Annotated in this window: 19 protein-coding genes; all 19 read right to left on the bottom strand. The window is 65.0% G+C overall.

The genetic code is table 11. From position 1 onward, the window contains the following. Positions 1-26 precede the first annotated feature (26 nt). Positions 27-752: an NF038120 family PEP-CTERM protein gene (locus ACN9MW_RS10640; protein WP_426170575.1), complete on the bottom strand. Its 726-nt coding sequence runs from the start codon at positions 750-752 to the stop codon at positions 27-29. A gap of 194 nt (positions 753-946) precedes the next feature. After that, a complete protein-coding gene (locus tag ACN9MW_RS10635; protein ID WP_426170574.1) occupies positions 947-1,642 on the bottom strand; it encodes a LuxR C-terminal-related transcriptional regulator in 696 nt (231 codons plus the stop codon). Then, positions 1,636-2,325 (bottom strand): winged helix-turn-helix domain-containing protein, encoded by a 690-nt coding sequence (locus ACN9MW_RS10630; protein WP_426170573.1) that lies wholly within the window; start codon positions 2,323-2,325, stop codon positions 1,636-1,638. The genes ACN9MW_RS10635 and ACN9MW_RS10630 overlap by 7 nt, the downstream gene beginning before the upstream one ends. Positions 2,326-2,516: 191 nt before the next feature. Then, on the bottom strand, positions 2,517-3,128 hold the full coding sequence (locus ACN9MW_RS10625; RefSeq protein ID WP_426170572.1) for an NF038129 family PEP-CTERM protein: 612 nt from the start codon (positions 3,126-3,128) through the stop codon (positions 2,517-2,519). Between the two features lie 11 nt (positions 3,129-3,139). After that, the gene (locus ACN9MW_RS10620) at positions 3,140-6,133 is read right to left on the bottom strand and encodes an ExeM/NucH family extracellular endonuclease (protein ID WP_426170570.1); all 2,994 of its coding nucleotides are present in this window, start codon (positions 6,131-6,133) and stop codon (positions 3,140-3,142) included. Positions 6,134-6,239: 106 nt separating this feature from the next. Further along, a complete protein-coding gene (locus tag ACN9MW_RS10615; protein WP_426170568.1) occupies positions 6,240-7,247 on the bottom strand; it encodes a TIGR03790 family protein in 1,008 nt (335 codons plus the stop codon). Then, positions 7,228-8,643 (bottom strand): mannose-1-phosphate guanylyltransferase/mannose-6-phosphate isomerase, encoded by a 1,416-nt coding sequence (locus ACN9MW_RS10610; protein WP_426170566.1) that lies wholly within the window; start codon positions 8,641-8,643, stop codon positions 7,228-7,230. The genes ACN9MW_RS10615 and ACN9MW_RS10610 overlap by 20 nt, the downstream gene beginning before the upstream one ends. Then, positions 8,640-9,794: a sugar phosphate nucleotidyltransferase gene (locus tag ACN9MW_RS10605; RefSeq protein WP_426170564.1), complete on the bottom strand. Its 1,155-nt coding sequence runs from the start codon at positions 9,792-9,794 to the stop codon at positions 8,640-8,642. Before ACN9MW_RS10605 ends, ACN9MW_RS10610 begins: the two co-directional genes overlap by 4 nt. Next, on the bottom strand, positions 9,791-11,032 hold the full coding sequence (locus tag ACN9MW_RS10600; protein ID WP_426170562.1) for a glycosyltransferase family 4 protein: 1,242 nt from the start codon (positions 11,030-11,032) through the stop codon (positions 9,791-9,793). The genes ACN9MW_RS10605 and ACN9MW_RS10600 overlap by 4 nt, the downstream gene beginning before the upstream one ends. Beyond that, positions 11,016-12,326, bottom strand: a complete 1,311-nt coding sequence (locus ACN9MW_RS10595) for a nucleotide sugar dehydrogenase (protein ID WP_426170561.1) — start codon at positions 12,324-12,326, stop codon at positions 11,016-11,018. The genes ACN9MW_RS10600 and ACN9MW_RS10595 overlap by 17 nt, the downstream gene beginning before the upstream one ends. Beyond that, positions 12,323-14,281, bottom strand: coding sequence for an alginate lyase family protein (locus ACN9MW_RS10590; protein ID WP_426170559.1), 1,959 nt, complete (start codon positions 14,279-14,281; stop codon positions 12,323-12,325). The genes ACN9MW_RS10595 and ACN9MW_RS10590 overlap by 4 nt, the downstream gene beginning before the upstream one ends. Then, entirely contained in the window at positions 14,278-15,345 is a 1,068-nt protein-coding gene (locus tag ACN9MW_RS10585; RefSeq protein WP_426170558.1) for a glycosyltransferase family 4 protein, read from the bottom strand. The genes ACN9MW_RS10590 and ACN9MW_RS10585 overlap by 4 nt, the downstream gene beginning before the upstream one ends. Then, the gene (locus ACN9MW_RS10580) at positions 15,342-16,688 is read right to left on the bottom strand and encodes a phenylacetate--CoA ligase family protein (protein WP_426170556.1); all 1,347 of its coding nucleotides are present in this window, start codon (positions 16,686-16,688) and stop codon (positions 15,342-15,344) included. The genes ACN9MW_RS10585 and ACN9MW_RS10580 overlap by 4 nt, the downstream gene beginning before the upstream one ends. Then, positions 16,669-17,922 carry a glycosyltransferase gene (locus ACN9MW_RS10575; protein ID WP_426170555.1) on the bottom strand — a complete coding sequence of 418 codons (1,254 nt, stop codon included), beginning with the start codon at positions 17,920-17,922 and terminating at the stop codon, positions 16,669-16,671. Before ACN9MW_RS10575 ends, ACN9MW_RS10580 begins: the two co-directional genes overlap by 20 nt. Before the next feature lie 3 nt (positions 17,923-17,925). After that, on the bottom strand, positions 17,926-18,900 hold the full coding sequence (locus ACN9MW_RS10570) for a glycosyltransferase (RefSeq protein WP_426170554.1): 975 nt from the start codon (positions 18,898-18,900) through the stop codon (positions 17,926-17,928). Continuing rightward, positions 18,897-20,018, bottom strand: a complete 1,122-nt coding sequence (locus ACN9MW_RS10565) for a glycosyltransferase (protein ID WP_426170553.1) — start codon at positions 20,016-20,018, stop codon at positions 18,897-18,899. Before ACN9MW_RS10565 ends, ACN9MW_RS10570 begins: the two co-directional genes overlap by 4 nt. Beyond that, on the bottom strand, positions 20,015-21,523 hold the full coding sequence (locus tag ACN9MW_RS10560) for a hypothetical protein (protein WP_426170551.1): 1,509 nt from the start codon (positions 21,521-21,523) through the stop codon (positions 20,015-20,017). The genes ACN9MW_RS10565 and ACN9MW_RS10560 overlap by 4 nt, the downstream gene beginning before the upstream one ends. Positions 21,524-21,548: 25 nt before the next feature. Further along, a complete protein-coding gene (locus tag ACN9MW_RS10555) occupies positions 21,549-23,924 on the bottom strand; it encodes a heparinase II/III domain-containing protein (protein ID WP_426170549.1) in 2,376 nt (791 codons plus the stop codon). A gap of 153 nt (positions 23,925-24,077) precedes the next feature. Beyond that, complete coding sequence (locus ACN9MW_RS10550; protein WP_426170548.1) at positions 24,078-25,610, bottom strand: hypothetical protein; 1,533 nt, start codon at positions 25,608-25,610, stop codon at positions 24,078-24,080. Positions 25,611-25,612 lie beyond the last annotated feature (2 nt).

The raw sequence follows: 25,612 nt of genomic DNA, 5'->3' as shown, positions 1-25,612 counted from the left end.
GTTCAGGTTAGCGAAAGAGCGTCGGCTTAGCGCGCGCGGCGGCGGCGGCTGGCCAGGCCGAGGCCGGCCACGCCCAGGCCGAACAGCGCCAGGCTGCCTGGTTCGGGAACGGTGACGATATCGTCGATGGCGAAGTTGCCAAGGTTGGAATTGCGGTTGCAGCTGCCAGCGGCATCGCAGGCATAGCCAAGCACGCGCACGAAGGCGAATTGTTCCTTGATGGAGCTGAGGTCGAAGGTGCCGAAGCGGAACTGGCCGCCGACAGGACCGGACAGGCCGAGCTGGCGCGCCGCGCCCACCGCCTGGCCCATGGCATTAAAACCTTGCAGCACCAGCATGCCGGCGACGGCCGGGAAGCTGGCCTGGCCGTTGCCGATGAAGCTGGCGCGCAGGCTGCCGAGCCGGAACAGGGAATCGTTATTCATGCCAAAGTAGAAGTAGCCATCATCCAGGCCGCTGTAGTACTGCGACGCGTTGTTGACCGGGCAGCTGACGCCGAAGCAGCTGGCAGGATCGCTGCCGTCGACAAAGGCGCCGACCAGGTCGGAAGTCAGGCTGCCGCCATACGACTCGATCCAATAGGAGCCGACCTTGATGTGGTCGCCGGCGAAGACGAACGGCGAATCTACCTGGCCTTCGAAATCGAGTACCCCTGCCTGCGCCACGCTGCCCATTGCCAGCGCTGCCGCACACAGGAATTGTTTGATCGCCTTGCCTGCGCGATGTGTTTGGTTCTTAGAAAAATTAGCCACGGAATCCCCTGGATGGTTGAACTCTCGAAAATGGCGCCTGCCTCGTGGATAGGTGCCTGACTCCAATCTATTGCCTACAACACAACTTTACGCACGGATACTTGTGCGTGGGGGACGGCGCACGCAAAAAACATGCCAAAACAACATTTCCAAAAGAATCAATCGCTTGCTGTCATGCCACTATTGGCAATTAATCAAACTGTAAAGATCTTCGACAAATCAGGCAGAGGCAGGATGGGGAATTGCGCCACGGCGTGGGCGCGGTTGCTCACGCCGAGCTGGCGGTACAGGCGTTGCAGGTGGTTCTTGACGGTCAAGGGGCTGATGCCGAGCAGGCGGCCGATTTCTTCGTTGCTCTTGCCCTCACGCAGCCATTGCATGATTTCCGCCTGGCGCGGCGAGATGGCCGGGGCCTGGGCCGCCGTGGCGATACGCTGCAGCGCCAGGTGCAGGTAGGGCAGCAGCAATTGCAGCAGCCAGCATTCGCGCAAGCCGGCCGCCGCGTGCAAGCCAAGCAGGGCTACGGCGCTGCCGCCGGAGGCCAGCGGCCCGCTGCCGTGCAGCAGGCCATGGCCCATGGCGCCGGCCTGCAGTGGCAGCGGCCGGCCGCCGGCCTGCTGCCAGAGCCGCAGCCAGGCCGGCACCGGCCCTTGCCGCGCATCGCACAGCAAGGCGCGCTCGGCCGGCGCCAGCATCGTGCTGTGCAGGCAGTCCACCCTGCGCGCCCGCCCCTGTTCGTCGAGCTGCATGCAGAGCAGCACGCCATGCGGCAACAAGGCCTGCAAGGCGCCCTGGCTCCACAGGAATAACTCGCCCAGCGTGGCAAGGCCATGCGCGCCATCGATGGCGTGCAGCAGGTATTCCTGTTCGCGGGCGTCGGGGCTCAGCATTGGGTGTGGAAGCGGTAGCCGCTGCCACGCACGGTCTGGATCGCCTGGTGCAGGCCGCTCGGTTGCAGCGCATTGCGCAAGCGCCCGACGTGGGCGTCGACCGTGCGTTCGTCAAGGAAGACGTGGCTGCCCCACACCTGGTCCAGCAACTGCGCGCGGCTGTGCACGCGGCCCGGATGGTGCATCAGGTAGTTCAGCAGGCGGAATTCGACACGTCCCAGGTTCAACTGGCGGTCGCCCGCGGTCACGCTCAGGGTATGCGGGTCGAGCCGCAGGCCCGCCACCTGCAGCGTCCCCGGCATGCCAGCCGGGCGCCGGCGCCGCAGCACCGCATGCAGGCGGGCGATGGTTTCGCGCGGCCCGAAGGGCTTGCAGATGAAATCGTCAGCGCCGCTTTCCAGCGCCAGCACCTTGTCCTGTTCGGCGCAGCGCGCGCTCAGCATCAGGAGCGGCAGCTCGCTGGTGCGCGGCGCGGCACGCACATGACAGATCAGCGACAGGCCCGACTGGCCCGGCAAATCCCACTCCAGCAGCACCGCTTCCGGCAACGTCCCCTGCAGCGCTGCGAGCGCGCTCATCGCATCGCCGTGGCATTGCACCGCGTAGCCCGCCTGCCCCAGGTTATGGGCCAGCAGTTGCTGCACAGCGGGGTCGCTGTCGATGACGAGAATGTTGAAGGACATGGCAAAAAACGCAGGTCGTTATGCGGAAAACTATGAATCATGCCAAGTCCTGCACGCTAATACAATTTTAATTAAGTATTAATATTCTGCCGAAATAAATACCCCGCTTCACTCTGTGCCATCCAAATGAAAAAGCACCCTGGAAGCCGAAACTCCCAGGATGCTTGTGGTGTTTGTGCAACCGGCCGTATTCAAGCGCGGCGCCGGCGCGCGCAGGCCAGCGCCAGCAAGCCCAGTGCCGCCAGGGCCAGCGAAGCCGGCTCCGGCACGGCGGCCGGCGCCGCAACGCTGGCCACCGCGTCGTTGATGCTGAGGATTTGCAGGTCCGGGCTGCCGTCCGCCGCGGCGACAAACATCAGGTCCAGGACCTTGCCTTTGATCTGGACGCCGGCATCGTCAAGGGCCAGGACGCCGAAATTGGAAAACATCAATGCCGACGGATCGCCGGAAATGGTCAGCAGGAAGCTGAACACGCCGCCAAACACCCCTTGGTACAGCACATCGTTGGGGGTGGCAGTATTCAACAGGGCAAAGCCGCCCGGCACGGCGGCGGCATCGCCCCATGGCGAGAAATTGGCCGGGTCCATGTCAAAGCCCTGCAGTTGCGACATGGTCGCAGTCACGGCCGGCGCGCCATCGACGCCATTGAAGGTGAAGTCCAGGTAGCCGGCGCGGCCGGCGCCATAAATGGCGGTATCCAGCGTCACCAGGCGCACGACGTCGGCCATGGCGTGGCTGCTGGCGCTAAAAGCCAGCAGCAGCGCCAAGCTGCGCAGGAAACGGGTGATGAATGTGTTTTGCATGGTTGCTGTCCTCAGAAACTGCCGTTGTAGACTTTTGGCGTGTAGTTGACGGCTACACGGCTCGGATTATTGAATTGCAGCTGGACGGTGGCCTGGGCGCCGGCAGCCAGCGCCGGCGCGGCGGTGATGTAGGGCATGCCGTTGACGTAACCGGTGGCGTTGGCCAGGGTCACGCCGGCCGGCAGGCCCTGCAGCACATAATGCACCGGCGCGGCCATGTCGGCGCCGCTGGTGTTGGTGATCCAGGCAGTCGCGGTGCCGACGCTGCTGAAGCGGCCCTGTACCAGGCCGGAGCGCTGGATCTGCACGCTGGACGTCACATCCACATACGCGGCCGGCAGGTTCAGGCTGACCACCACCGGGTCGTGGTCGGAGGCCCGGTAAGGCAGCGTGTTGTACAGCGCCTGGGCTGCAGCGTTCTTGCCAATGAGGTTGTAGTCCAGCACTTCCGGTTCATCGGCGTTGACATTCCACAGCACGGCGCCGGCCACTTGCTGGCTCAGCGAAGTGCTGGCCAATGCCTGGTCCAGGTAGCCGCTCTCGGCGCCAAACACATAGGAATGCGGAATGCCGTTCGGACGCACGAAGCGCTCGAGCTGGTTTTCGAAGCGGACCTGGCGGTCCTGCGACGCCAGGTACAGGATCGGGTCTTCCATGCCATGGGCGTTGAAGTCGCCGATCAGGAGCACGTCGGCGTCGCCGGACGCGGCCACCACTTGCGGCACGAAGCCGTCGGACAGCTGTTGCACCTGAGCCATGCGCACCGGGTTGTAGCAGCCCTGGCCATCGCCCTGGTCGGCGTTTGCGCCGCTTGCGTTATTGCAGCGCTTGGCCCGCAGGTGGTTGACCACCAGGCTGAATTTCGCGCCGTTGGCGGCCTTGAAGGTCTGCGCCATCGGCGGACGCTCATAGACGCTGTTCGCGTCGGACAGCGCACCGCCCACCAGTGCCAGCTTGGCAGGCTTGTAGATCATCGCCACGCGAACTGCATCGGTGCCGGTCGCGTCCGGCTTCGGCACATAGGCATATTCCACCTTGCCGTAGGCGGCGTTCAGGCTGTCGACCAGGTAGCTGGCGGCATAGTCGCCATTGTTCTGAATTTCCATCAGGCCGACCACGTCCGCATCGATTGCCTTCAGTTCCGCCACGATCTTGTCGCGCTGGCGAACGAACTCGGTCATATTGTCGGCGCCGCGGCAGTTGCTCTTGCTGGTGCCCGAACCGAGGGTGCAGCCCTGGCCGGACTGGCCCAGCACGTCGGTGCCGTCGGTGAAGGTGGTGAAGAAGTTCAGCACGTTGGCGCTGGCCACCTTCACGTTACCCGCCGCCACTTCAGGAGCCAGGCTGCGCGGATTCTCGCGCGCGAAGACCGGGGTTTCCGTCGGCTGCAGCTTGAAGCCGGCGCCGCCGCTGCCAAGCGCGCCGAAATCGATGACGCCGGTCAGGCCGCTGACGGTGTCGCCGCTGCGCACGGTGCCGTCCTGGCCGAGATATGGCACGCTATCGGGGGTGACGAACAGGCCGTCATCCAGGGTGATCATATTGGCCGCGTTGGCGGCCGCCATGGCAATGGCTTCAGCGCTGCGTGCCGGATAGCGGTTGGTCGGCACTTCGCGGCGGCCATCGGCCAAGGCCAGTTCGCCGCGGCTGCCCAGCGATTCGGTGCCGTTGACGGTCAACTTGGCGGGGAAGCGTACCAGCATGCCTTCCACATTGGCCAGGTTGGTGCCGGGCAGGTCGATATTGACAGGGGTAATGCTGTTGCCCGTGCTCTGGGTGACGACGCTGGTCACCGTCGACAGTTCGGTGTAGGAGCGCGTGGCGCCGCTGGGCTTGTACTCGGTCACGGTGCCGCTTACGCGCACCAGGTCGCCCTGCGCCACGGTAACCGGGGACGAGCCCATGTAGACGAAGATGCCGTCCGAGGTATTCGGATCGCCGTCGCCAGCCAGGTCCTGGATGAAGAACCCGCTGCCAACCCTGGCGGTCACCACGCCTTCGGTGGTCAGCTTCACGCCGTTGTACGGGCTGGTGGCGCCCGAACCCTGCACCTGGGGCACCGGCACCACGGTGCCGGCTCCCATTTCCACGGTCACGCTGACGGTACAGCTGGCGTCCTGGCCCTGGTCGTTGCTGAACTTGACGGCTACCGGATACGTGCCGGTTGCCACCGATGGCGACGCCACCAGCGACACGCTGGCGCTGCCGCCGATGCCGCCAGCTGCAGTCAGGCTGCCCAGGCTCAGGCCTGGCACGGCTGCCGACGTGATCACAGCGCCGTTGACGATGCCGTCTGCGTCCGAGGCTGACAAGGCGATGCTGCCGCCCGTGCCGAAAGTCAGCTTGGCGCTGGCCGGGCAAACCGGCACGACAGGTTGCGGCAACGGCCCGCCATCGCACATATTGGCCGGCGAAGCGGCAGTGCGGAATTGCGGCGCGACGGCAGTGAAGTCGGCAGCGTTATTGTTGCTGTCGGTGCAGCCGTTATTGGCGCGCAGCAGGCTGGTGGTGGCGCTCATTGCCGGCGCCGCCGCAGTTTCGGAGAAATTCGCCGAACCGTAGCCGACCACGTCCTGGATCGCCGCGCTGCTCGGCTGGGCGCCGGTCAGCGCCGTGTTGTTGTTGACCAGCGCCACCTTGCCGGAGGCGCCGCTCATGTTCACGCTGCCGCTGAAGAAATCGGCCGCCACGTCGGCGCCGACGGCGGTATTGCTGCTGGCCAGTTTGACCAGGAAGTATTTGCCCGGATCGATGCTGGTGCCGGCCGGCAGTTCTGCCCTGCCCCAGCTTGTGCCGCTGGCGGACGCATACTGGATGGTCCAGCCGCCCACCGCCACGGCAGCACTGCCGCGGTTGAACAGTTCAACGTAATCGTAGCGCAGGGTAGCGCCGCTGTTGCCGCCCGCGCCGTACATCTGGCTGATCACCACGTCGGCAGCGAATGCCGGCTGGCAGGCCAACAGGGCGGCCAGCGCGGTAGCGCGCAAGGAAATGCGTTTGTCCATGAAAAGGTGTACCCCCAGAGTTTTTACCAAAAGGATTTTTTATTGTTCTTTTGCATATTAACTGTTTGATATGACTAGTTGGTGACACACGATTAGTCCGAACGGACTAACGGGGATAGGGCCGCGCCAGCGGTTCTCCTATGAACAGGCCCTGCGCCGGCCAGGCCACGCTGCGCCAATACGCTTCGATGGCGGTGGCTCCGCTGAGGTAATGCTGCAACAGGATTTGTGGATGGGGAAATTTCTGCCAGTGGTTGCACGGTTCGCTGACCGTGCCATAGCTGGCGGTGGCGCCCGCCTCCAGCCAGCGCAGGCTGCTCATCTGCCCACTGCCCAGCAAATCCCCGCCGTAGGAAGTCAGGTGGTCGGCCAGGGCGCCGGGCAAGAAGCGCAACGTCTCCAGCTTGCCGACGCGCGCCAGCCCGGTCTGGTAGAACATGATGTCCTGCGCGCCCTCCAGTGCATCCTGCTGCAGCGTGTGGATGGTCAGCTTGCGTGCGGGAATGGCGCCGCTGGGGGGAAAGAAGCGTGCCCGGGTATTGCGCGCGGCTTCGCTGGTCTGCAGGAAGTAGGCGCCCGCCTGCGGCAGGCTGAAGCCGGCCGCCTTGCCGCGTTCGGCCACGGCGCGCGCCACGTCCAGCGGCTCGGCCGGCAACAGCATCGACAGTCGCATGCCGGGCGGCAGCGCCTTGGCATTGAAATAGGGATTCTTGCGGCCGGGCGCACAACTGCGCTCGCATTGCGTCGCATCGAAACCCAGGGTGTAGGCCGATGTCAGGCTATTACATTCGACTGCGTAAGGCGCTGTCCACGCGAACAGCACGGCGCGTGCCTCCGCCGGCAGCTGCTGGTCGATCTCGCTTTTCAGCCGCGCAAAAGCCTCGGCATCGAGGCGGTGCGGCTTGCCGGGAATGCTGACGTGGGCAATGTGCGCCGGCGCGATGCCGCGCAGCTGCGCATAGTAGGCGCCCAGCGCCACGCTGGCAGGATCGGCATCGTTGATGACCAGCCCAAGCTGGGCCGGCTGGAGTTCGGCGCGCGCCCCGGCTGCAAATCCGGCTGCAATCAGCAGGAGCGCGGCAAAGGCGCAGCGTTTAGCCGCGATGGTAGACATCCTCGAAGCGAACGATATCGTCCTCGCCGAGGTAGCTGCCCGACTGCACTTCAATCAGGTGCAGCGGCAGCTTGCCGGGATTTTCCAGGCGATGGCTCATACCGATCGGGATGTAGGTCGATTCGTTCTCGGTCAGCAGGGTCACCTTGTCGCCGCAGGTCACGCGCGCCGTGCCCGACACCACCACCCAGTGCTCGGCGCGATGGTGGTGCATTTGCAGCGACAGCTTGCCGCCCGGGTTGACGATAATGCGCTTGACCTGGAAGCGGTCGCCCATGTCGATGCCTTCGTAGGATCCCCACGGACGGTACACCTTGGTATGGTGCAGGTGCTCGGTGCGGCCATTGGCCTTCAGGTGGTCCACTACCTGCTTCACGCGCTGCACATGGTCCTTGTGCGCCACCAGTACCGCATCGGAGGTTTCCACGATCACCAGGTCCTGCACGCCAATCGCTGCCACGATGCGGCCTTCGGCGCGCACCAGGCAGTTCCTGGCGTTATCGGTGTACACGTCGCCCCGCGTCACGTTGCCGTCGCCGTCGGCCTGCAGCACGTCCACCAGCGCAGACCAGGACCCGACATCGTTCCAGCCGATCGAGGCCGGCGCCACCACCGCCTGCCGGGTGTGCTCCATCACCGCGTAGTCGATGGAATCGGACGGGCATGCCGTGAATGCCGCTTCGTCGAGGCGGCAGAAATCCAGGTCGCGATAGCCCTTGCCCACCGCCTCCTCGCTGAACCTGGCCATGTCGGGCTGGAATTGCGCCAGCTCTTTCAGGTAGGCGTCGGCGCGGAACAGGAACATGCCGCTATTCCAGAAGAAGTTGCCGGCAGCGATAAAGCCCTGTGCCGTCTCTCGGTCTGGCTTCTCGACGAACTTCGCCACCTTGAAGCAGCCTTCAGACGACAAGGTCTCGCCGCTCTGGATATAGCCGTAGCCGGTCTCCGGCGCGGTCGGCACGATGCCGAAAGTGGCCAGCGCGCCCTCCTCCACCAGGCCGGCGGCGCGCTGGATCGCGGCATAGAAAGCATCGACGTCCTTGATCACGTGGTCGGCCGGCAGCACCAGCATGACCGCCTGCGGGTCGATCGCTTTCAGGTAGTGGGCTGCGGCGGCTACCGCCGGTGCCGTATTGCGCCCCACCGGCTCGAGCAGGATGCCAAGCGGGGCCACGCCGATCTCACGCATCTGTTCCGCCACCAGGAAGCGGTGCTCATTGCCGCACACGATCAGCGGCGCCATCATGCCGTTGCGCCCGCCCAGGCGCTGCACGGTCTCCTGCAACATCGTCTTGTCCGACACTAAAGGCAGCAACTGCTTCGGCAAGGCCGCGCGCGACAGGGGCCACAGCCGGGTACCGGCGCCGCCGGACAGGATGACAGGATAAATTTTCATATTAGAGTTGTCTCTTTGGCAACATTGTGCGCGGCACGCCGGGTCGCGCGTCGATCCCGCGCATTCGCCCAGCCCCCGCCTTCTGCCTGCGAAATATGCTGCATTTCGCCAGCGCGGTCGACACTATACTCTTTGAACACGATCAATTCGTCGAGCGTAACGTCTGGTAAGACTCGAGTATATTCGAACAACACGCTGCGCACTACCCTTGCCCCGCTGCGAATGTGGCTGCCGTGGCCAATCCACGTCGGCCCGATGATGGTGGCGCCGGCCTCGATGCGGCAGCCGGAACCTATGTACACCGGCCCGATGATGCGCGTGCCGTTCCAGTCGATGCTGGTGTTCAGGCCGACCCACACGCCCTGCTCCACCTGCACGCCCGGCACGGTCATGTGCGCGACGCCGCCGGTCAGCACGCCTTGCAGCACCTCCCAGTAATCCTTGACGCTGCCGATATCGATCCAGTCGAACTTGCGCGTCTGGCAGTAGAACGGCAGGCCGCGCTGGGCTAGCAGTGGGAACAGCTCGGAACCGATATCGAATTCCTGGCCGGAGGGAATCAGGTCGATCACCTCCGGTTCGAACAGGTAGATGCCGGTGCTGGCGCAATTCGACTTCGCTTGCGCGCGCGCGGGCTTTTCCTGGAATTCCAGCACCCGGCCATCGTCATCGCTGACCACCACGCCATAGCTGCTCACCTTGTCCCACGGCACCTCGCGCGTGATGACGGTCGCCAGCGCGCCCTTGCGCCGATGCTCGTACAGGGCCGACTTCAGGTCCAGGTCGATCAGCGCATCGCCGCACAGCACCACCACGGTCTCGTCGAAAAATCCGCCGAACTCCTGGATCTTCTTGATGCCGCCGGCCGAGCCTATCGGTTGCGGCACCACTTCGCCCTTGTCGTTGGTATAGCCCTCGAAGGAATAGCCGATCTGCACCCCGAACTGGTGCCCTTCCCCGAAATACTCTTCGATCTTCTCATGCAGGTAGCTGACGTTGACCATGATCTCGCTGACGCCATGCCGCTGCAAGTGCTCGACGAGATAGGCCATGACGGGTTTGCCGAGGATCGGGATCATCGGCTTGGGCAGTTCATAGGTCAAAGGGCGCACCCGCGTGCCCTTGCCGGCCGCCAGAATCATCGCTTTCATGGGTTGTCCTTTCTTAACACCAGCTCGGGAGCGGAGTACAGGCGTTCGTAGGCCGCCAGCAGCTTGGGCGCCTCGTACTCCCATTCGAGTTCGTTGACCACGCGGTTGCGCCCGTAGGTACCCATGCGGGCGCGCCGCTCCGGATCGTCCAGCAGTTCCACAATCTTCACGGCCATGTCGACCGGGTCGTTCCTTGCCGCGTACAGCGAAGCTTCCTGTGCCGAGACCCGGCCCTCGGTCAGGTCGAACTGCACGATCGGTTTGCCCAGCGCCATGTACTCCATGATCTTGTTCATGGTGGACTTGTCGTTCATTTCGTTCGCCACATCCGGATTCACGCACACATCGGCCGTGTTCAGCATTTCCAGCAATTGCTGGTCGGGCACGCGCCCGGTAAAGGTCACGTAGTCGGCCACGCCAAGCTCGCGCGCCAGTGACCTCATGTCCTCCAGCGAAGTGCCGCCGCCCACCAGGCCGAAATGCACGTCGCGCCGGCCCATGTCGTGCACCACTACGCGCACGCTTTGCAGCAGCAGGTCGATGCCTTCCTGCGCTCCCATCACGCCAACATAGCCGACCAGGAAGCGCCTGCCCTGCTTCAGCGCATCCACCGCGGGCAGCACGCGCAGGCGGTCCAGCTTGGGCCCGCTGCGCACCACGTACACCTTGTCCGGGTCCATGCCGCCACGCCCGATGGCGATGCGCCTGTACGAATCGTTGGTGGCAATCGAGACGTCGGCGGTACGGAACGAAAGGCGTTCCAGCCAGACCATCAGCTTGTAGAAGAAGTCGCGCCGCCCGAACTTGGCCTCGTACAGTTCCGGGTTGATGTCGTGGTGGTCGAACAGGAAGCGCTTGCCCAGCACGAACTTGAAGAAGCCCCCGACCAGGAACAGCAGGTCGGGCGGATTGCAGGCATGGATGACGTCAAAGCCGTGGCGGAACAGGACCTTCCACGCCAGCCGCGAACTGTGGAACAGGGCGGCCGAATACTCGATGGCGTAGCCCAGCGCCCCTTCGGCCTCCATCGGCAGCTTGTAGCGGTAGATGTGGATGCCGTCCAGCTCCTCGTGGCGCGACTCGTAGCCCTTGCCGGTCGGGCAGATAATCGCCACCTGGTAGCCGTTGGCATGCAGGGTCGTCGCCTCCTGCCATACGCGCCGGTCGAATGGCGACGGCAGGTTTTCGACGATGATGAGGACTCGGCGCTGATCCGTGCGTTTACCAGCAGATGCCATCGTATGCCCCCTCGCTCTGCTTGCCGGAGACGCGCACGAGGTCCACCAGGTGCTGCCCGGGCCGCAGCCGGTCGGGCACCGACTGGAACTCCGGCGCACCGTTGCCGATCACCACCGTATCCGCAAAGGCCAGCACCGCGTCCATCGAGTCGACCATCAGCCGCGAGATGTGGGGAATGATATTCATGATGTAGTCCTGGTTGGCGCCGGTGAGCGCCGCCAGTTTCACGTTCTTGTCGTACAGGCGCAGCTCATAGCCCTTGCCGATCAGGTGTTCGATCACGTCCACCAGCGGCGATTCCCGCAAGTCGTCGGTTCCCGCCTTGAACGAAAAGCCGAGGATGCCGACCTTCCTGCCCGGCTTTTCCATCACCATCTTCAGGCCCTTTTCCACCTGCTTGTGGTTGGACGGCAGGATGGCGTTCAGCAGGGGCAGCTCCAGGTCGAGCTGGCGCGCCTTGTAGACCAGCGCACGCACGTCCTTCGGCAGGCAGGAACCGCCAAAGGCGAAGCCGGGCTTCATGTAATAGGGCGAGAGATTCAGCTTGGTGTCCTTGCAGAAGATCTCCATCACCTCGTGCCCGTCGATGCCGACTGCCTTGCAGATGTTGCCGATCTCGTTGGCGAAATCGACCTTCAGCGCGTGCCAGGTATTGTCGGTGTACTTCACCATTTCAGCCGTCTCGACGTCGGTGCGCACCACCGGCGCATCCATGCCGGCATACAGTTGCAGCAACAGCTCGCCAGAACGCTCGTCGGTCTCGCCGATCACCGTCTTCGGCGGGTGGTGGTAGTCATGCACTGCCGTGCCCTCGCGCAGGAATTCCGGGTTGCTGCACACGCCGAAATCGATGCCGGCGCGCTTCCCGGACGCCTCCTCCAGCGTCGGAATCACCAGCGAACGCATGGAGCCGGGCAACATGGTGCTGCGCGCCACCACGACATGGAAGCCGTCTTTCTCGCGCAGCGCATGGCCGATCTGTTCGCACACCTTGCGCACCGCGCTCAGGTCGAGATTGCCGTTCAGTTGCGATGGCGTGCCGACGCACACCAGCGAAATCTCGCTCGACATCACGGCATCGCGCACGCTGTCGGTGGCGCGCAAGCGGCCATCGCGCACCGCGCCGGCAATCATCTCGCCGATATCCTTCTCGATAATCGGCGTGCGCCCCTCGTTGATCAGCCCAACCTTGGTGCGGTTCGGATCGACCCCGATCACCGTATGGCCTTCTGCCGCCAGGCAGCCTGCCGACACTGCACCTACGTAGCCCATGCCAAAGATACTGATCTTCACGATGACGCTCCTTCCAGTAAGGTAATTTCGGTCACAATCGTGCTGGTGCCGCGTATCGTTCCGCGCCACGCTGCTGTCGCGATGCCGGATTTGCTGTCAAAGCTGCGCGAGATCCATCCCGCGATTGGCGCCGTGCTGGCGCAATGGAGTTGCGGCCCATTCCCGAAATGGCATGCCATGTGCAAGCCCTTGTCGCGCCTGGCGACATGCAAAGCTTGCCCAACCTTTTCGGCATGGCAGCCTTCCGCAAAATGCCAGTGCAGGGCTACCTCGTGCTCGCCAGAACATTCTAGGGTATCTTCAACTTTTACCGTGTTCCGTTTGGAATCGAAACGAATGGTGCGGCGATGCATGACGGGATCGCGCAAGCGCATATAGCCATCATGTTTTCCCTCGAAGAAATGTGGTGCATCGTGCGACAACGCGCGCGCATTGGCCTTGTGCAGCCACATGAAATTGCCGCCGATCTCAGACTGGTCCAGCCCATCGACCTGCACCGTGTTGTGCGCAGCCGTGCTGCGGAAGTAATCGCGCCACTGGCGATGCGTGTGGTAGGCATACGTGCCGGGATCGACCAGCATCTCCTGCCCGCCCATGGAGAGCGTGAAGGCCAGCGCATCGGCATGCCCGTGCGCCGCCAGCGAAAGATAGCCCAGGGGGCCGCAATCGGCCACGATGCGCACTTCCTGCGGCGTGCCAAAGTCCTTGCCGAGCAGGTAGTAGCCGCCCTGCGGAAACGCCAGGCGCGGCGTCTCCCTTGCGCCGGGCGCAGGCGCCGGCAAGGCGGCCCAGCGCGCGTCGGCATCGGCGAACAGCCAGCGGTTGCGCTCATCAAGCACGCCCGCCTTTGCCTTGAAGTCGGCGCGCCCGAACAGCAGCGCCGCGCTGGCGAGCAGGGAGCGGTACGGCGGCGCAGCCGAGCCGTCCAGGCGCAGCATGCGCGCATCGTCGGCATCGCCAATCATCGGCACGTTGCCCCCGGCATCCATCACGGCCGCGAGGAACTCCGCCATGCGCTCAAGGCGCGCCAGCCATTCGGGCGGGAAGCTGCTGCCGTTGGCTTGCGCAGCAAGCTGGCAGAGCAGCATCATGTCCATCACTTCGTGGTGATAGTAGATGGCTTGTTCCTTGTTGACGCCGTCCTCCCAGTTCTGCTGCAAGCCCTGCTCGACCAGGCCGCGTTCGGCCAGGGCGCGCCAGCGCACGCTCTCGCTCCAGCAAGGCCATTGCACGCTCGCGATGTACAAGCCCATGTACTCGCCAAGCAAATGGTTGTTGGCCGACGAATGGCGCGACAGGTGATGGCTGATGAAGTGGCAATGCTTGTAGACCGCGTTGAGCCAGCGATGCCGCCAGTCGTCGTCAAGGCTGCCGGCCAGCAGTTGCCAGGCGGCGGACCAGTTCAGCAGGCGTACGCCAAGTTCCAGCGAACTGGCCCAGTGCACGCCTTGCGGATAAGGACACTGGTCGAGCCAGGAAAGCAGCAGCGTACGCGCGCCGTCCCTGTATTTGCGCTCGCCGGAGCCGCGCCACGCCTGTGCCAGCGTCACCAGTTCCAGATGGCGGCTCGGCTCCCACAGGTACTTGATATCGCCCACCAGCGAGGCGTCGCGGTAATCGATCGAAGGCCCCGGCGCCATCGGCGACGTGGTGCCGGTGCGTGGATCGCGGTTCCATTGCGGCGGGAAGCCAAGCTGCACGCCCTGCAGCGCAAACACGTTCCAGCGCCCTGCCAGCAGCGAGTCGGCGGCCAGGCAAAGCGCGGCTTGGTCGACGCCCGCCGGCGCGGCAAGGAAGGCCGCGCCAAAGCGGTCCAGCGCCGGCACCGGCGGATAGCTCGCCAGTCCCAGCCCCATGGCCGCGGCCTTGCGCCGCGCCAGCTGGTGCACGCGCCAGACAACTTCGGCAGGCCCCATCAGCTTGAGGCGATTGATTTTCCAGGCAAGTGCAGTCATTGCGGCAAGAACCCCAGTTCGCGATACAGCCGCTCAAGCTGCGGCAACACGGCATCGCTGCAGAAGGTGGATTCCACCTTGCGCCGCGCTGCCTCCCCCATGCGCCGCGCCAGCGCATCGTCTTCCAGCAGCTGCGCCAGCCGCGCAGCCAGCGCATCGACGTCGCCCGGCGCGACGAGGAAACCCTCCACGCCGTCGGCGACCGCTTCCGGAATTCCGCCGACCGGCGTTGCCAGCACCGGCAAGCCCGCCGCCATCGCTTCCAGCACGCTCATGGGCAGGCCCTCGTTATACGAAGGCAGCGCAAACAATGAGGCCAGCGCCAGCTGCTGCTGGCGGCTTTCCGCCCCGACCCAGCCGAGCAGGTTGAGCTGGTTGGCAATGCCCAGTTGCGCCGCCCGCTCGCGTACGGCATCAAGCTCGCCATCGCCCCCCAGCCGCAACTCCAGCGCCGAGACCTGCGGCGCCACGCGCGCCGCCGCCTGCAGCAAGTCGTAGCTGCCCTTGCGCCGCCCCAGGCGCCCCAGGCACAGCACCGCACCGCGCCGCCGCTGCTCCCACGCACTGGCGGCAGGCAGCAGCACCGGGTTATAGATCGCCTGCACATGCCGGTTGCGCGACATGCCCTCCACCCAGCGCCGCCAGGCCTCCGACAGCACCACGACGCGTGTGCTGCGATCGAAGATGAAGCGTACGAAGCGCTTGCGCCAGGGTCCGCACTCCTCGCCATAGAACTGCGCAAACTCGGCCCCGTGCAAATGCAGGATCGCCGGCACCCCGGCGGCGAAAGCCAGCAGGAAGAAGCCCGACTTGCGCCAGAAGCTCGCGCGCGAAGCCAGGTGCACGTGCACCAGCCCGACCTGTCCGCGCAACAGCATGCCCGCGAAAACGGCGTAGGCCGCCAGCATCACGCGCAGCTTGCGCCACCTGCTGCCGTCGCAATGCGTAGCCAGGTAGCGCACGCGAAAACGCCGCAGCATGCCCGCCTGCTCATACACCTTGACCACGGAAGCGATGCCACCCATGGTGTCCATGCCGGTGCCCAGCATCACGATGGTTTTCATGAGCGCCGCCCGTCCTGCCATTCGTTGACGACCCAGCGGAACTTGCCTGCAGCGGTATTTGGCAACTCGTCGCGCAGCACCACCTTCACCTGCACCGTCGCATCGACCAGCTGGGCGATGTTGCGCAGCAGCTTGTCCTGGTCCGCCTGCGAGAAACGCGCATCCGGCACCAGGCGCAGTTCCCACAAGCCCGGGCCGACCTGCGCGACCTGCGACTTGCGCACGTTTTCCACGCCCTTGAAGGCAAAAGTCAGCACGGAAGGACTGACTTCCGAGCCATCGCCGCCGGTGATCCGGTCTTCCAGCTTGCCGGTGACAGGCTCGATCATCGGGAACGGCCGGCCGCAAAGGCAATGGCCATGCCTCCAGCGCGTGCGGTCGCTCAGGCGATAACGCACCAGCGGCATCGCCAGGTTATGCAAGGTGGTGCCCACCACATGGCCGTAGCCGTCGGTTGGCTCGCCATGCTCGTCGAGGATTTCGACGTGGGAATAGTCCGGATTGACGTGCATGGAGCCATACTCGCACTGGGTCGCGAAGGCAACCCGCTCCGCCATGCCGTACATGTCCATGATCTTTCCCGCCAGGCGCTCGCCAATCAGCTCTTTCTGGTGCGGGTAAAGCGGCTCCGACGCGGTGAACAGGTAGGGCACGTGCAAGCGCATGCCGCGCCGCTCGAGTTGCTGCGCCAGCGTGTAGGCGGTGGACGGGTAAGCCTGCATCATGGCGGGCGCATAGTCGCGTAGCTTGTCGATGATGGGATCGACACAATGATCGGTCAGGTGGCGCGAGGAAAGCAGCAACTGCCGGTTGTAGCGGTTCTCGAACCAGTAGGGCGGGCGCGCCTGGTCCAGGCCGGCCACCATGTCCCCGCGCAAGGTCGCGCGCGGCATGCCGTCAACATAGCCGGCCCAGGTCCAATGGCGCTTGATGAAGGCCTGCTCCATCTGCACCGACTGCAGGCTGCGAATGATCACCAGCGGCGTGCCCGTGGTCCCGCTGGTCTTGCCGAGCGCCTGCCACGGCCGCTTGCTGCCTCCGTTCGGATACAGCGCCTGCGGATGCTCGAGCAAGGCCGACTTATCGACAATCGGGAACAGCTCGCGCAAGGCCTGCCGCGCTTCGACAGGCGAGAAGTCGCGCGTGATGTGGGCGTAGTATGGAAGCTTCTCGATCGCGGCCTGCAGGCTGCGGTGCAGGAGCCGGTCGCCCATCACCTTCAGCGCGTAATCGTCCATCAGCTCATGCCCCCGCAGGCGCCGCACCAGGCGCTGGCTCAGCGCATTGTCGCGCACCAGGGCGCGCCCGCCGTACAGGAACTCTTTACGCAATTCGGCCAGCATGATCGCCTCCAACCAGGTTCCGGTAGCGTTGCGCCACCGCCTCGCCCAGCACGCGGTAGCTGCGCGCCGCCTCGATATAGGCCGGGCCGGCCGCAGCGCGTGCCCGCGCCGCTTGCGGATCGCGCAGGATCGCCAGCAGGCCCTCGGCCATGGCTTGCGGCGTGCTTGCCGCCAGCCAGCCGGCGCCGCTTGCCGCCAGCACGGCCTCCTGGTCAGGGATGTCGTTGCCAACGCAAGGCATGCCCAACGCCAGGTATTCCAGCAACTTGGTCGGCGAACTGACGTCATACAGTGCGCCGCGCGGCACATACGATATGGCCGCCTGCGCTCCAAGCAGGTATTCCCAGGCTTGCACGGGAGGCAGCCAGCCGGTGACCTGCACCGCTTCTTCCAGCCCGCGTTCGCGCGCGGCGCCGAGCAGCTGAACCACGTCGCCATGCTGCGGCGAACTGCCGATCAGCAGCAAGCTCGCCTCCGGCAGCTCGCGCCGCACCAGCACCAATGCATCAAGCACGCGCTCAAGGCAACGCGCCCGGTCCAGCGTACCGAGATAGGCCACCACCGGCCGCCCTTGCCAGCCGGCCCAGGCACGGGCCGCGGGCCGCAGCTCGGGCCGCGCCAGGGCTTCCATGTCGACGCCCATCGGCACCGCGCTGATCCGTCCTGCCGGCACGCCATGCTGCGCCACCAGGCGCGCCATCGCCTCGCTTTGCACGAACACGTGATCGGCGCGCGGCAGCAGCACGCGGTACAGCAGCCAGCGTTCGGCCAGGCCTTTGGCGAGGACGAGGCGCGCCCGCAGGCGCCGCCAGCCAGGGCGCCCCTGCAGCCGCGCCAGCTCATCGCGAGCCCGCTCGATACGCCCTTCGCTCATCAGGTATGACAGCCAATACATCATCGGCATCCCCTTCATGCGCGCCACCAGCAACGCCAGCAAGCCGATGCTGACCATGTCGCGCACCTGCAGCGCATCGTGGGTGCGGCGGTTAGCGCCAAGCAAGGCGCGCAGGCATAGCCAGAGAAAAGACAGTTCCGCTTTCCAGCGCGCACCAACTCGTGCCCGCCGTGAAGAGGCGAAGCCCTGGTTATCGGCTGGCGCCGCGCTGCCTTTGCCGACCAGGTGGCATTGCACGCCATGGCGCGGCAGGTATTTTCCGAAAAGGGTCGCCACGTCGGCGCGAAAAGTCGGCAAGGGTTCCGGCACGAGCTGCAAGATGCGTACTGGGCGAGCCATGCTTCATCCTAGCAAGAACTGCTCGATTTCAGCGCCCGGTTCGCCTCGCCCTTCCAGCTTTCCCGCCGCCAGCCGCACGCGCTGTGCAAGTTCGGCGCGCCGCGCCGGTTGCTCGATCGCACGCGCCAGCGCTTCGCGCATCGCGCCTACGTCGTCATGCGGGACGAAGCCCGGGTAGTCCTCGCCGAGATAGGCTTCAATCGACTCGTGGCGGGTCGCGACCAGCGGCTTCCCATGCCGCAGGACGCGCAGCAGGACACTCTGGCCGCAGGCCTCGCCAACGCCACGCAGCGGCATCGCCACCACGCTGCTGCGCGCCAGCAGGCCTTCGAATTCAGCCTCCGGCAGGTCGCGCAGGATGCGGGTGCTGCCGCGCGCCGGCTGGCGTATCTGGTTGCGCTGCGAAGCGACGATCACCAGCGGCGCCGGCAGGGGTTCGGCTGCTTCCAGCAACAGGTCGTAATCGCGATTGGAGAAACCGCCTGCGAAAATACTGCCGTCATCATCCTGTTGCGCGGCCCGGCCATCCAGCTCCTGCCGCCACAAGTGGCAATGCACGTCCTGCGGCGCCATGCCGACGTTCTGGACCAGGTTGCGCGCCTCCCCCGGCGAGAAGGCGATGAAGCCCAGGCCCGGCACGCGCAGCGCGCGCAGCACACGGTCGGCAAGGCGGCGCGCGCGCTTTCCATGCACGAAGCAGCTCATCACCAGCAGGCGCTGCGGTCGCGGCAGCAAGCCCGCCTTGACCAGCGCCAGCACAGGTAGCGCCTGCCAGCCGACCACCAGCAAGCGGTCGGTCTTTTTCCACAAACCGAAACAGCGCAGCAGCTTCGGCGAGAACATCGACATCACGATGGACAGCTTGCCACTCATGCCCTGCGCGCCGGAGCCCACGATCGTCACGCGCGCACCGCGTTCGCGCAGGTAGCCGGTGATGTCGCGATAGCTGCTCGCTTGCGGAAGCAGGACATGGATCATGGCCGCCGCCCCTCCGCCACCACCTCGCGCAAGATCTGCATATACTGCCGGCTCACCACCTCGGCCGTATGTTCCGAGGCGTAGCGCAGCGCGCCGCCATCCTGCAAGGTGCTGTAGTACTCGGCATCGTCATACAGGCGGTTGATGGACGCCAGCATTGCCGGCACGTCCTGCGGCATCATCCCGGTCCATCCAGGCACGATGCTGAAAGTCGATTGCGGGCACAGCACCGGTGTGCGCGTCGACCACGCATCGCACAGGAAGCCCCACCCCGAATGGCTCTCCGTATAGGCGAACCAGGCCGACGACAGGCGTTGCAGCGCCTCGATGCGCGTCACCCCTTCCACATGCTCGACGCGATCGCCAAGCCGTTCCTGCAGCTGCTTGACAATATGCGCATACGGCCCGCGGCCGATCACCACGAAGCGCTCCACCGGCGTGTGCTCGAGGATGGCAGGCACCGTCTCCAGCCAGCGTTCGCAATTCTTGTGGCGGATCAGCGAACCGACATAGATCATTTCGCCCTGCCGCCGCTCGCGCGCCGGCCGCCAGTCCGCCGGCCGCTGCGCGCAATGCGCCGCGTAGTAGGCGCGCCGCCCGCGCAAGCCAAGCGTGGCCAGTTGCGGCAGGTCCGCCGGATCGTTGCTCATGAGCGCATCGACCTGCCCGCACACCTGCCACCAGCGCATGCGCCCCGCAACCCGCCCCAGCGCCGGCACGCCGCCGTAATAGCGCCGCCGCAGCAGCTGCACCGGGTCGGCCGACTCCACCCGCAGCAGCACTGGAACCGGGTACAGTGGCCGCAACAATTCCAGCAGCGGCAAGGTATGGAAGGAATTCACCAGCAAAACATCCGGCTGGAAAGCGTCTGCAATTTCGCGTACCTGCGGCAGGTAGCGCGCGGCTTCGTGCGACAAGGCGCGCAAGCTGGGAAAGAGGCGGTGGATCGGCACACCCTGGAAATTTTCGTAGGCCTCGCCCGGCTCGGAACTCTTGAGCGCCGATACGCGCGACGTCACCACCTCCACCGCAACGCCTTTCGCAACCAGCGGCGGCAACACGTACGCTACCTCATCGAAGGTAGGATTCAATCCGGGATAGATGGCAAGCACTTTCATGAAACCTCGCGCAACAGTTGGCGTCCCAGCACTCGGTTGATAAGCTGTCGATCTTTCTCATCAATTGCACCTGACAATAGCAGCGCTACAGCAAAAACGGCGCACAGCAGCATGGTTCCGACCGCCGCGCCCAGCACGCCCTGCCCCGGCAACAGCCAGGCCACGCAAGCCGCCGCGCCGATTGCCAGCAGTGCGCGCGCCCACCAGCGCAAGCCCAGCGGCCAGGCGAATCCGCGCCGCAGCATGCCCGTCACCACCAGCCCGTTGACGATCAGCTCATTGCCCAGCAAGGCGGCAGGCACCAGCCACAAGCCCAAGGCCGCAGAGCCCAGCCAGGCCAGCAAGGGGAGCACCAGCAAGGAACACAGCGAGGCCAGCGTCCACATGCCCATCAGTCCAACCGCATTGCATACCACGTTGAGGATCAGCCGATGCAGGCGCAGCGCCAGCCAGCCGCACAGCACCGCAAACAGCAGGCGGTATTCGCCAAAGCGCCCGCCGCTGGCCAGCTGCAGCACCAGGTCGCCATACACCGCCGCCACCGCCAGCACCGGCAGCAAGCTCAGGGCGCTGACCTTAAAGACGAAGTGCGCCCAGCGCTGCAATTCGCCGTAGTCGCAATTGCCCGCATAGGCGCCGATCATGCGCGAGCGCACTACCGAGAAAATTACCATGCCGGGCATGTAGTTGCGGATGATATCCGTCAAACGCAGGACGAATCCCAGTCCCGCCATGGCTTCCGGCGCCTGGCTGCGCGCCAGCAGCAGGATCAGGCAGGACGGCGAATACAGGTATTCAACAATGCCGCTGGCATAGTTATGCAAGGCTACGGAGCGCATTTGCGCCTGCGTGGGCGGCGGCCAACCGGCATGCGCGTGAACCGGCAAGCTGCGCGCCGCATGCGCCACAAAGCCCGCCGCCAGCAGCAGCGCACCGGCGCTGGCCGCCAGTTCCGCCAGCAGCAGCTGGCGTGCCGTGCCGCTGCCCATCGCCAGCAAGGCGCAGGCGATCACAGCGCCGCGCAGCACCGTGACCAGCTGCATGCGCGATTGCAGGGCCAGCGCCTCCAGCGTGTTGTCGCGCAGGATGCGCATCACGCCCTCCACCACCAGCAGGATGGCCGCCACACTGGCCAGTTCGGCCGGGAACGAAACGGGCAGCACGCCGGCGCCGCGCGCCAGCAGGAGCCCGCCAGCGACCAGGGCCAGCACCAGCATGCGGCAGGCGGCGACCGCCAGCACCAGGCGCAGCAGCGCCTGGCGGCTGCCGCGCAAGCGATATTCGGGAAGGAAGCGCAGCAGCACCCAGTCGAGGCCGAAACTCGACAGCCCGAGGACGAGTTCCACCAGCGCCATGCCGACCACGTAGTGGCCGAACTCGGCGGACGGCAGCACCCGTGCCGACAACCCAAGCACGCAGGCTGTCAGCACGGCGGTAGGCACCTTGCCTACCAGGAAAGCGGCGATATTACGCCGCGTCTGGGGGCCCGAGTATGGTGCTGTCATAGCATGGCTCAGTCCCCCTGGCGGCTCAAGGCAGCGGCAGCGTAATGGTCTGGCTGCCCACCGTCAGCACGCGGCTGGTGGTGCCGGTGGTCAGCTTGACTGCCGGCTTCTTGCAGCCCACATCGAGCAAGATCACGAACTCGCCCTTGAGCGCGGCCGGGCGCGTGAACGCCGCATGCTCCTCGATACCGGTGCGCGGCGCCGGACCGTCACGCTTGACCAGGGTGGCCCCCGGCGTGATCGAGCGCACGCAGAGCGAGCGGTCGCCGTTGACGATGGTTGCCGTGCCGTCGGCGTTGACCGTGATGGCAACCGCCGCGTGGAAGTTCCATTCCCAGGAATGGGCCACCGGCGCGGTCAGCGTATCCATCACCACTGCCGCGTCCTGGCTGCGGAAATACCACACCTTGCGCCGGTTCAGCGACAACGCGCCTTCAAACGCCGGCGTGGCATCGCCCTCCACATAATCCATGGCGGAGGTGGTCGAGAAGCCGGTAATCTTGCCGTTGCGGCCCAGGTTCACCGTGTTGCCCTCGATGCGCTGGCCGACGCCGTTGTCGTAGGTCACCGCATTGTGCGACTTGGTCGCGCGGTACCAGCTGCTCCACAGCGGCGAACCGTACCAGTCGTAATACCCGGCCTCGATCAGCAGGCGCTTGCCGCCGCTGTTCAGGACGATCGAATTCTGGTCGCCGTGGCTGTGGTTGTACGAACCGTAGGGGCTGGACTTGAAGTACAGCGAGGTACGCTTCACGTCCGCCAGCGAGCTGTGCATGGCGGCCCAGCCCACGCTCGGATAAAAGGCGCCGTTCGGCGGCGGCAGCGCGGTCGTCACGGTATTGACCGGCAGCGGCGAAGGCGCCTGCAGCAGGGTCAGTGGATCTTCCACCCCGACCATGCTGCTGAAGTACCATTTTGCCGCTGGCGTATTGAAGCGCGACGCAAAGGCCTTCAGCAGATAGGTGTTGGGCACGTCTTCGTGGCCATCGCCAAACACGTGGTTCGGCGTGCCTGGCGGGACGAAGTGCGCCATGAAGCGCAGGAAGCCGTCCGACCATGGCTTGCGGTAGATCGACACGCCCAGCGCCTGGCTCAGCGGGTCCCAGATCTGGATCGAGAAATCGGCCGCCGCCTGGCCATAGGCGGTGCCGTTGGCATAGCCGCCTTCCGGACCGCTCCAGGTGTACACCTGGTGCACGTAGGTGCGCACCGCAAAGTCGAACCAGGTCTGCGCCGCCGGCACGTCGCCCAGGTTCAGCGCCGCGATCAGCGCCAGGAAGCCCAGCGTGTTGCCGCCGTGGGCGTCATACGGGTACTGGTCCATGCGGCCATTGCTGCCGGCCAGGTCGTTGTAGATATCCGTGGTACGGCGCGCGATGGAAGCTTGCCAGTTTGCCTTGCGCGTGGCGTCGAGGTTATTCCACAGCATGTCGAGCGCCTTCGACAGCGACAGCGCGATGGTGCGCGTCGCCTGGTCCTGGTTGGCATAGCTGGTCGGCCCGGTCGGGCTCAGCGCAGCCAGTTCGTCGCCGCGCTTGATCGCTTCGTTCAGGTAGGCGGTGGCGATGGCCTCGCCCTGCTTCAGGCGGTACAACAAGGCAGCCGCTTCCACCTGGTGCGCCGTACGGTTGATGCGGTTGCGGATATCGGAGTTCTGGTTGCTGAGCGCCGTGGTCATGGTGCCGCTGCTGATCAGCGGCCAATCGCTGTCACGCACCGGCGCCATGGTCAGGCGCGACTGCACGGTCTCGATCAGGCGCCGCACCTGGTCGCCGCGCTCGGTCACCATGGCCGAGGTCCACTTCAGGTAAGGCAGGAAGTTCGGCGCCAGCGTGCGCGAGCGGCCATGGCGCAGCACATTGTCGCGCAGGGTGGCGTTGTCGTAGACCTCGAACTTGATGGCGCTGCTGTCGATGGTGAAGCTGCGCACGGTCGACCAGTCCTTGGCCACCGCTTCAGCCAGCGGCACCACTGCGGCTTCGGCTGCCGCTTCGATCTGCGCCAGGTTCGAGCCGGCAGCCTTGGCCTTGGCGCGCGCTGCCGCGTCGGCATCGTTCATGGCCTGGGTGCGGGTGAACGGCGCCACCTTCCAAGTATAGATGCCGGCTGTGGCGAAAGCGTGGGTCGGCAGCAGCCAGTTGCGCGGCACCACGTGCTTGATGGGCGAGGCGGTGCCGGGCGGCTGGATGATGACCAGGTACCAGGTGGACGAAGTAGCGATCGGATAACGCGACCAGGAAAATCCCGGCGGATTCTGTGGCTGCAATTGCATCTTGTCCGGCGCCGGGCGCACAGCTTCGATGTTGGGGGAAATCGCCCAGTCGGCGCGGCTCGCACTTGCGAACGTGGCCAGGGCGGCGAAGACTGCATGGGGCAAGAGGGAATATTTAACGAATTTCATGTGATACTCTCCAGACAATTTCGTTTGCGAATCAATAAGTTAACGACTTTTTGATCCGGCACAACAAGGAAAGTCTAACATCACGCATTTCACAAATTCGTTTCCGTGCGACAAAATTTTTGTAACAGTGTCGCTCAGAAATGACACAATCCCCTAGCCTTGGGACGAGCCGAAACGGCACAACTGGACAATCGTCCCCATGCACATCATCAGGAGCAGCTGGGCGGTGGGTTCATCCATCAGCGCGCGGTTATATACGAGCATCATCAGGAACAGCAGCATGGCTGCGACACAGGTATCTGCCAGCGCGAGCTGGGCCACGCTACCTTGTTTTCGGCGCACGTAGCGCCAGGCAGCTAGCAGTGAAAACAGTAGCATGGAGCTATAAGCGAGAGCGCCCAATAGGCCCACATCCCAGAGCAGGATCGCCAGCGCCGTGGCATCGAGATGCAGCGGCTGGTAGCGCTTGGCGACCTCGCCCGCGCCGAGCAGGCCGGACGGTTTGCTGGCGCCCGGTCCGTAGCCGACCAGGCGGCGCGGCACCGAAGCCAGCGGGTCATGCGCCCACAGCGCAAGCGAAGCGGCGCGGCTGATCTCGCCGGTGCGGTAATTGACGTTGTTCGGGTCGAAGAAGTAGCCGCCGCCGCGGTCCAGCTTTTCGGCCATGCTATGCGCCGACTGCACCTTCTTGCCCCAGTACAGCGTTTCGTACACGGTGTACGTGGTGCCGACGAAGGCTGCTAGCAGCACGGCAAAGCCGATGAAGGCGCCGATGCTGCGCAGGATGCGCTTCCGCAGCACCCAGGCCAGCACCAGCGGCAACCAGACGAAAGCAGCCTTCACCTCGCCCAACAGGATGATGGCAAAGCCGGTCGCCTGGAAAGCCCACATCGCCTTGCCCGACATCTGGCCCGCGTTCCAGCGCGAAGCGGCATAGCCCATGGCCAGCACGGTGAACAAGACCATGATTGCACTATTGCCGCCAAAGCCAGGCGTGCCGCCAAAGGTCCCCACGATGGAATCGAAGGTGGTTGTCGTGGCGACGAAAAAGTGCTGGTACAGCACCACAGGCACCTGCACCAGCACGACCCAGAACATCATGCGCCAGCTGAGCTCCAGGTGCTGCTCCTTCCAGCGAAACCAGTACAGGGCAAACAGCACCGAAAACATCGGCAGCATGGCTTTCGCCGCCGAGAAGATCTGCGACTTCGGCACGCGGTTGAACACCAGGCTGATCACGAAGGCCGCCACGAACAACACAGCCGCCAGCTCAACGGTCGAGCCGTCGCCCTTGCGCATGCGCTGCTGCTCGCGCTTGTGCACCACCAGGTCAAGCAGTGCGCGGCAAAAGAACAAGATGGCCAGGCCGAAGGCCAGCCAGGCGGCCGGCCGCAATTTCAGGAAGTAGACGGCCGAACCCTGCAGCAGGAAGGTCAGCACGAACAGGCACCAGAACATGCCATGCAGCGGCAGGACGAACACCATCAGCACCGACAAGACGGCCGTGCCGACGATGGCCACCAGCGGCGGCGAATCGAGCCCGCCGACCACGCCGACGAAGACCGCCAGCAGCAGGAAGGGGAGCAGCAGCATCAGCGGCAGCCCGCGATTGGGACGAACCAGCGCGCGCGGTCCGGCGGCGACGGCAGTTCCCGCTGCAGCCCGGTGGAACAATGGCATGCGCATCG

The sequence above is a fragment of the Pseudoduganella sp. R-34 genome, from assembly GCF_049904655.1.
Classification (GTDB): Bacteria; Pseudomonadota; Gammaproteobacteria; order Burkholderiales; family Burkholderiaceae_D; genus Rugamonas.
Note: the sequence above shows the minus strand (reverse complement) of the source record. Positions and strands in the feature narration are given on the sequence as shown.

Excerpts from the sequence above, each read along its gene's own strand:
- ACN9MW_RS10615 (WP_426170568.1), bottom strand. The coding sequence starts at position 7,247 with ATGTCTACCATCGCGGCTAAACGCTGCGCCTTTGCCGCGCTCCTGCTG.
- ACN9MW_RS10630 (WP_426170573.1), bottom strand. The coding sequence starts at position 2,325 with ATGTCCTTCAACATTCTCGTCATCGACAGCGACCCCGCTGTGCAGCAA.
- ACN9MW_RS10580 (WP_426170556.1), bottom strand. The coding sequence starts at position 16,688 with ATGCTGGCCGAATTGCGTAAAGAGTTCCTGTACGGCGGGCGCGCCCTG.
- ACN9MW_RS10555 (WP_426170549.1), bottom strand. The coding sequence starts at position 23,924 with ATGAAATTCGTTAAATATTCCCTCTTGCCCCATGCAGTCTTCGCCGCC.
- ACN9MW_RS10550 (WP_426170548.1), bottom strand. The coding sequence starts at position 25,610 with ATGCGCATGCCATTGTTCCACCGGGCTGCAGCGGGAACTGCCGTCGCC.
- ACN9MW_RS10560 (WP_426170551.1), bottom strand. The coding sequence starts at position 21,523 with ATGACAGCACCATACTCGGGCCCCCAGACGCGGCGTAATATCGCCGCT.
- ACN9MW_RS10570 (WP_426170554.1), bottom strand. The coding sequence starts at position 18,900 with ATGATCCATGTCCTGCTTCCGCAAGCGAGCAGCTATCGCGACATCACC.
- ACN9MW_RS10625 (WP_426170572.1), bottom strand. The coding sequence starts at position 3,128 with ATGCAAAACACATTCATCACCCGTTTCCTGCGCAGCTTGGCGCTGCTG.
- ACN9MW_RS10600 (WP_426170562.1), bottom strand. The coding sequence starts at position 11,032 with ATGGCATCTGCTGGTAAACGCACGGATCAGCGCCGAGTCCTCATCATC.
- ACN9MW_RS10610 (WP_426170566.1), bottom strand. The coding sequence starts at position 8,643 with ATGAAAATTTATCCTGTCATCCTGTCCGGCGGCGCCGGTACCCGGCTG.
- ACN9MW_RS10635 (WP_426170574.1), bottom strand. The coding sequence starts at position 1,642 with ATGCTGAGCCCCGACGCCCGCGAACAGGAATACCTGCTGCACGCCATC.
- ACN9MW_RS10620 (WP_426170570.1), bottom strand. The coding sequence starts at position 6,133 with ATGGACAAACGCATTTCCTTGCGCGCTACCGCGCTGGCCGCCCTGTTG.
- ACN9MW_RS10590 (WP_426170559.1), bottom strand. The coding sequence starts at position 14,281 with ATGACTGCACTTGCCTGGAAAATCAATCGCCTCAAGCTGATGGGGCCT.
- ACN9MW_RS10605 (WP_426170564.1), bottom strand. The coding sequence starts at position 9,794 with ATGAAAGCGATGATTCTGGCGGCCGGCAAGGGCACGCGGGTGCGCCCT.
- ACN9MW_RS10585 (WP_426170558.1), bottom strand. The coding sequence starts at position 15,345 with ATGAAAACCATCGTGATGCTGGGCACCGGCATGGACACCATGGGTGGC.
- ACN9MW_RS10575 (WP_426170555.1), bottom strand. The coding sequence starts at position 17,922 with ATGGCTCGCCCAGTACGCATCTTGCAGCTCGTGCCGGAACCCTTGCCG.
- ACN9MW_RS10565 (WP_426170553.1), bottom strand. The coding sequence starts at position 20,018 with ATGAAAGTGCTTGCCATCTATCCCGGATTGAATCCTACCTTCGATGAG.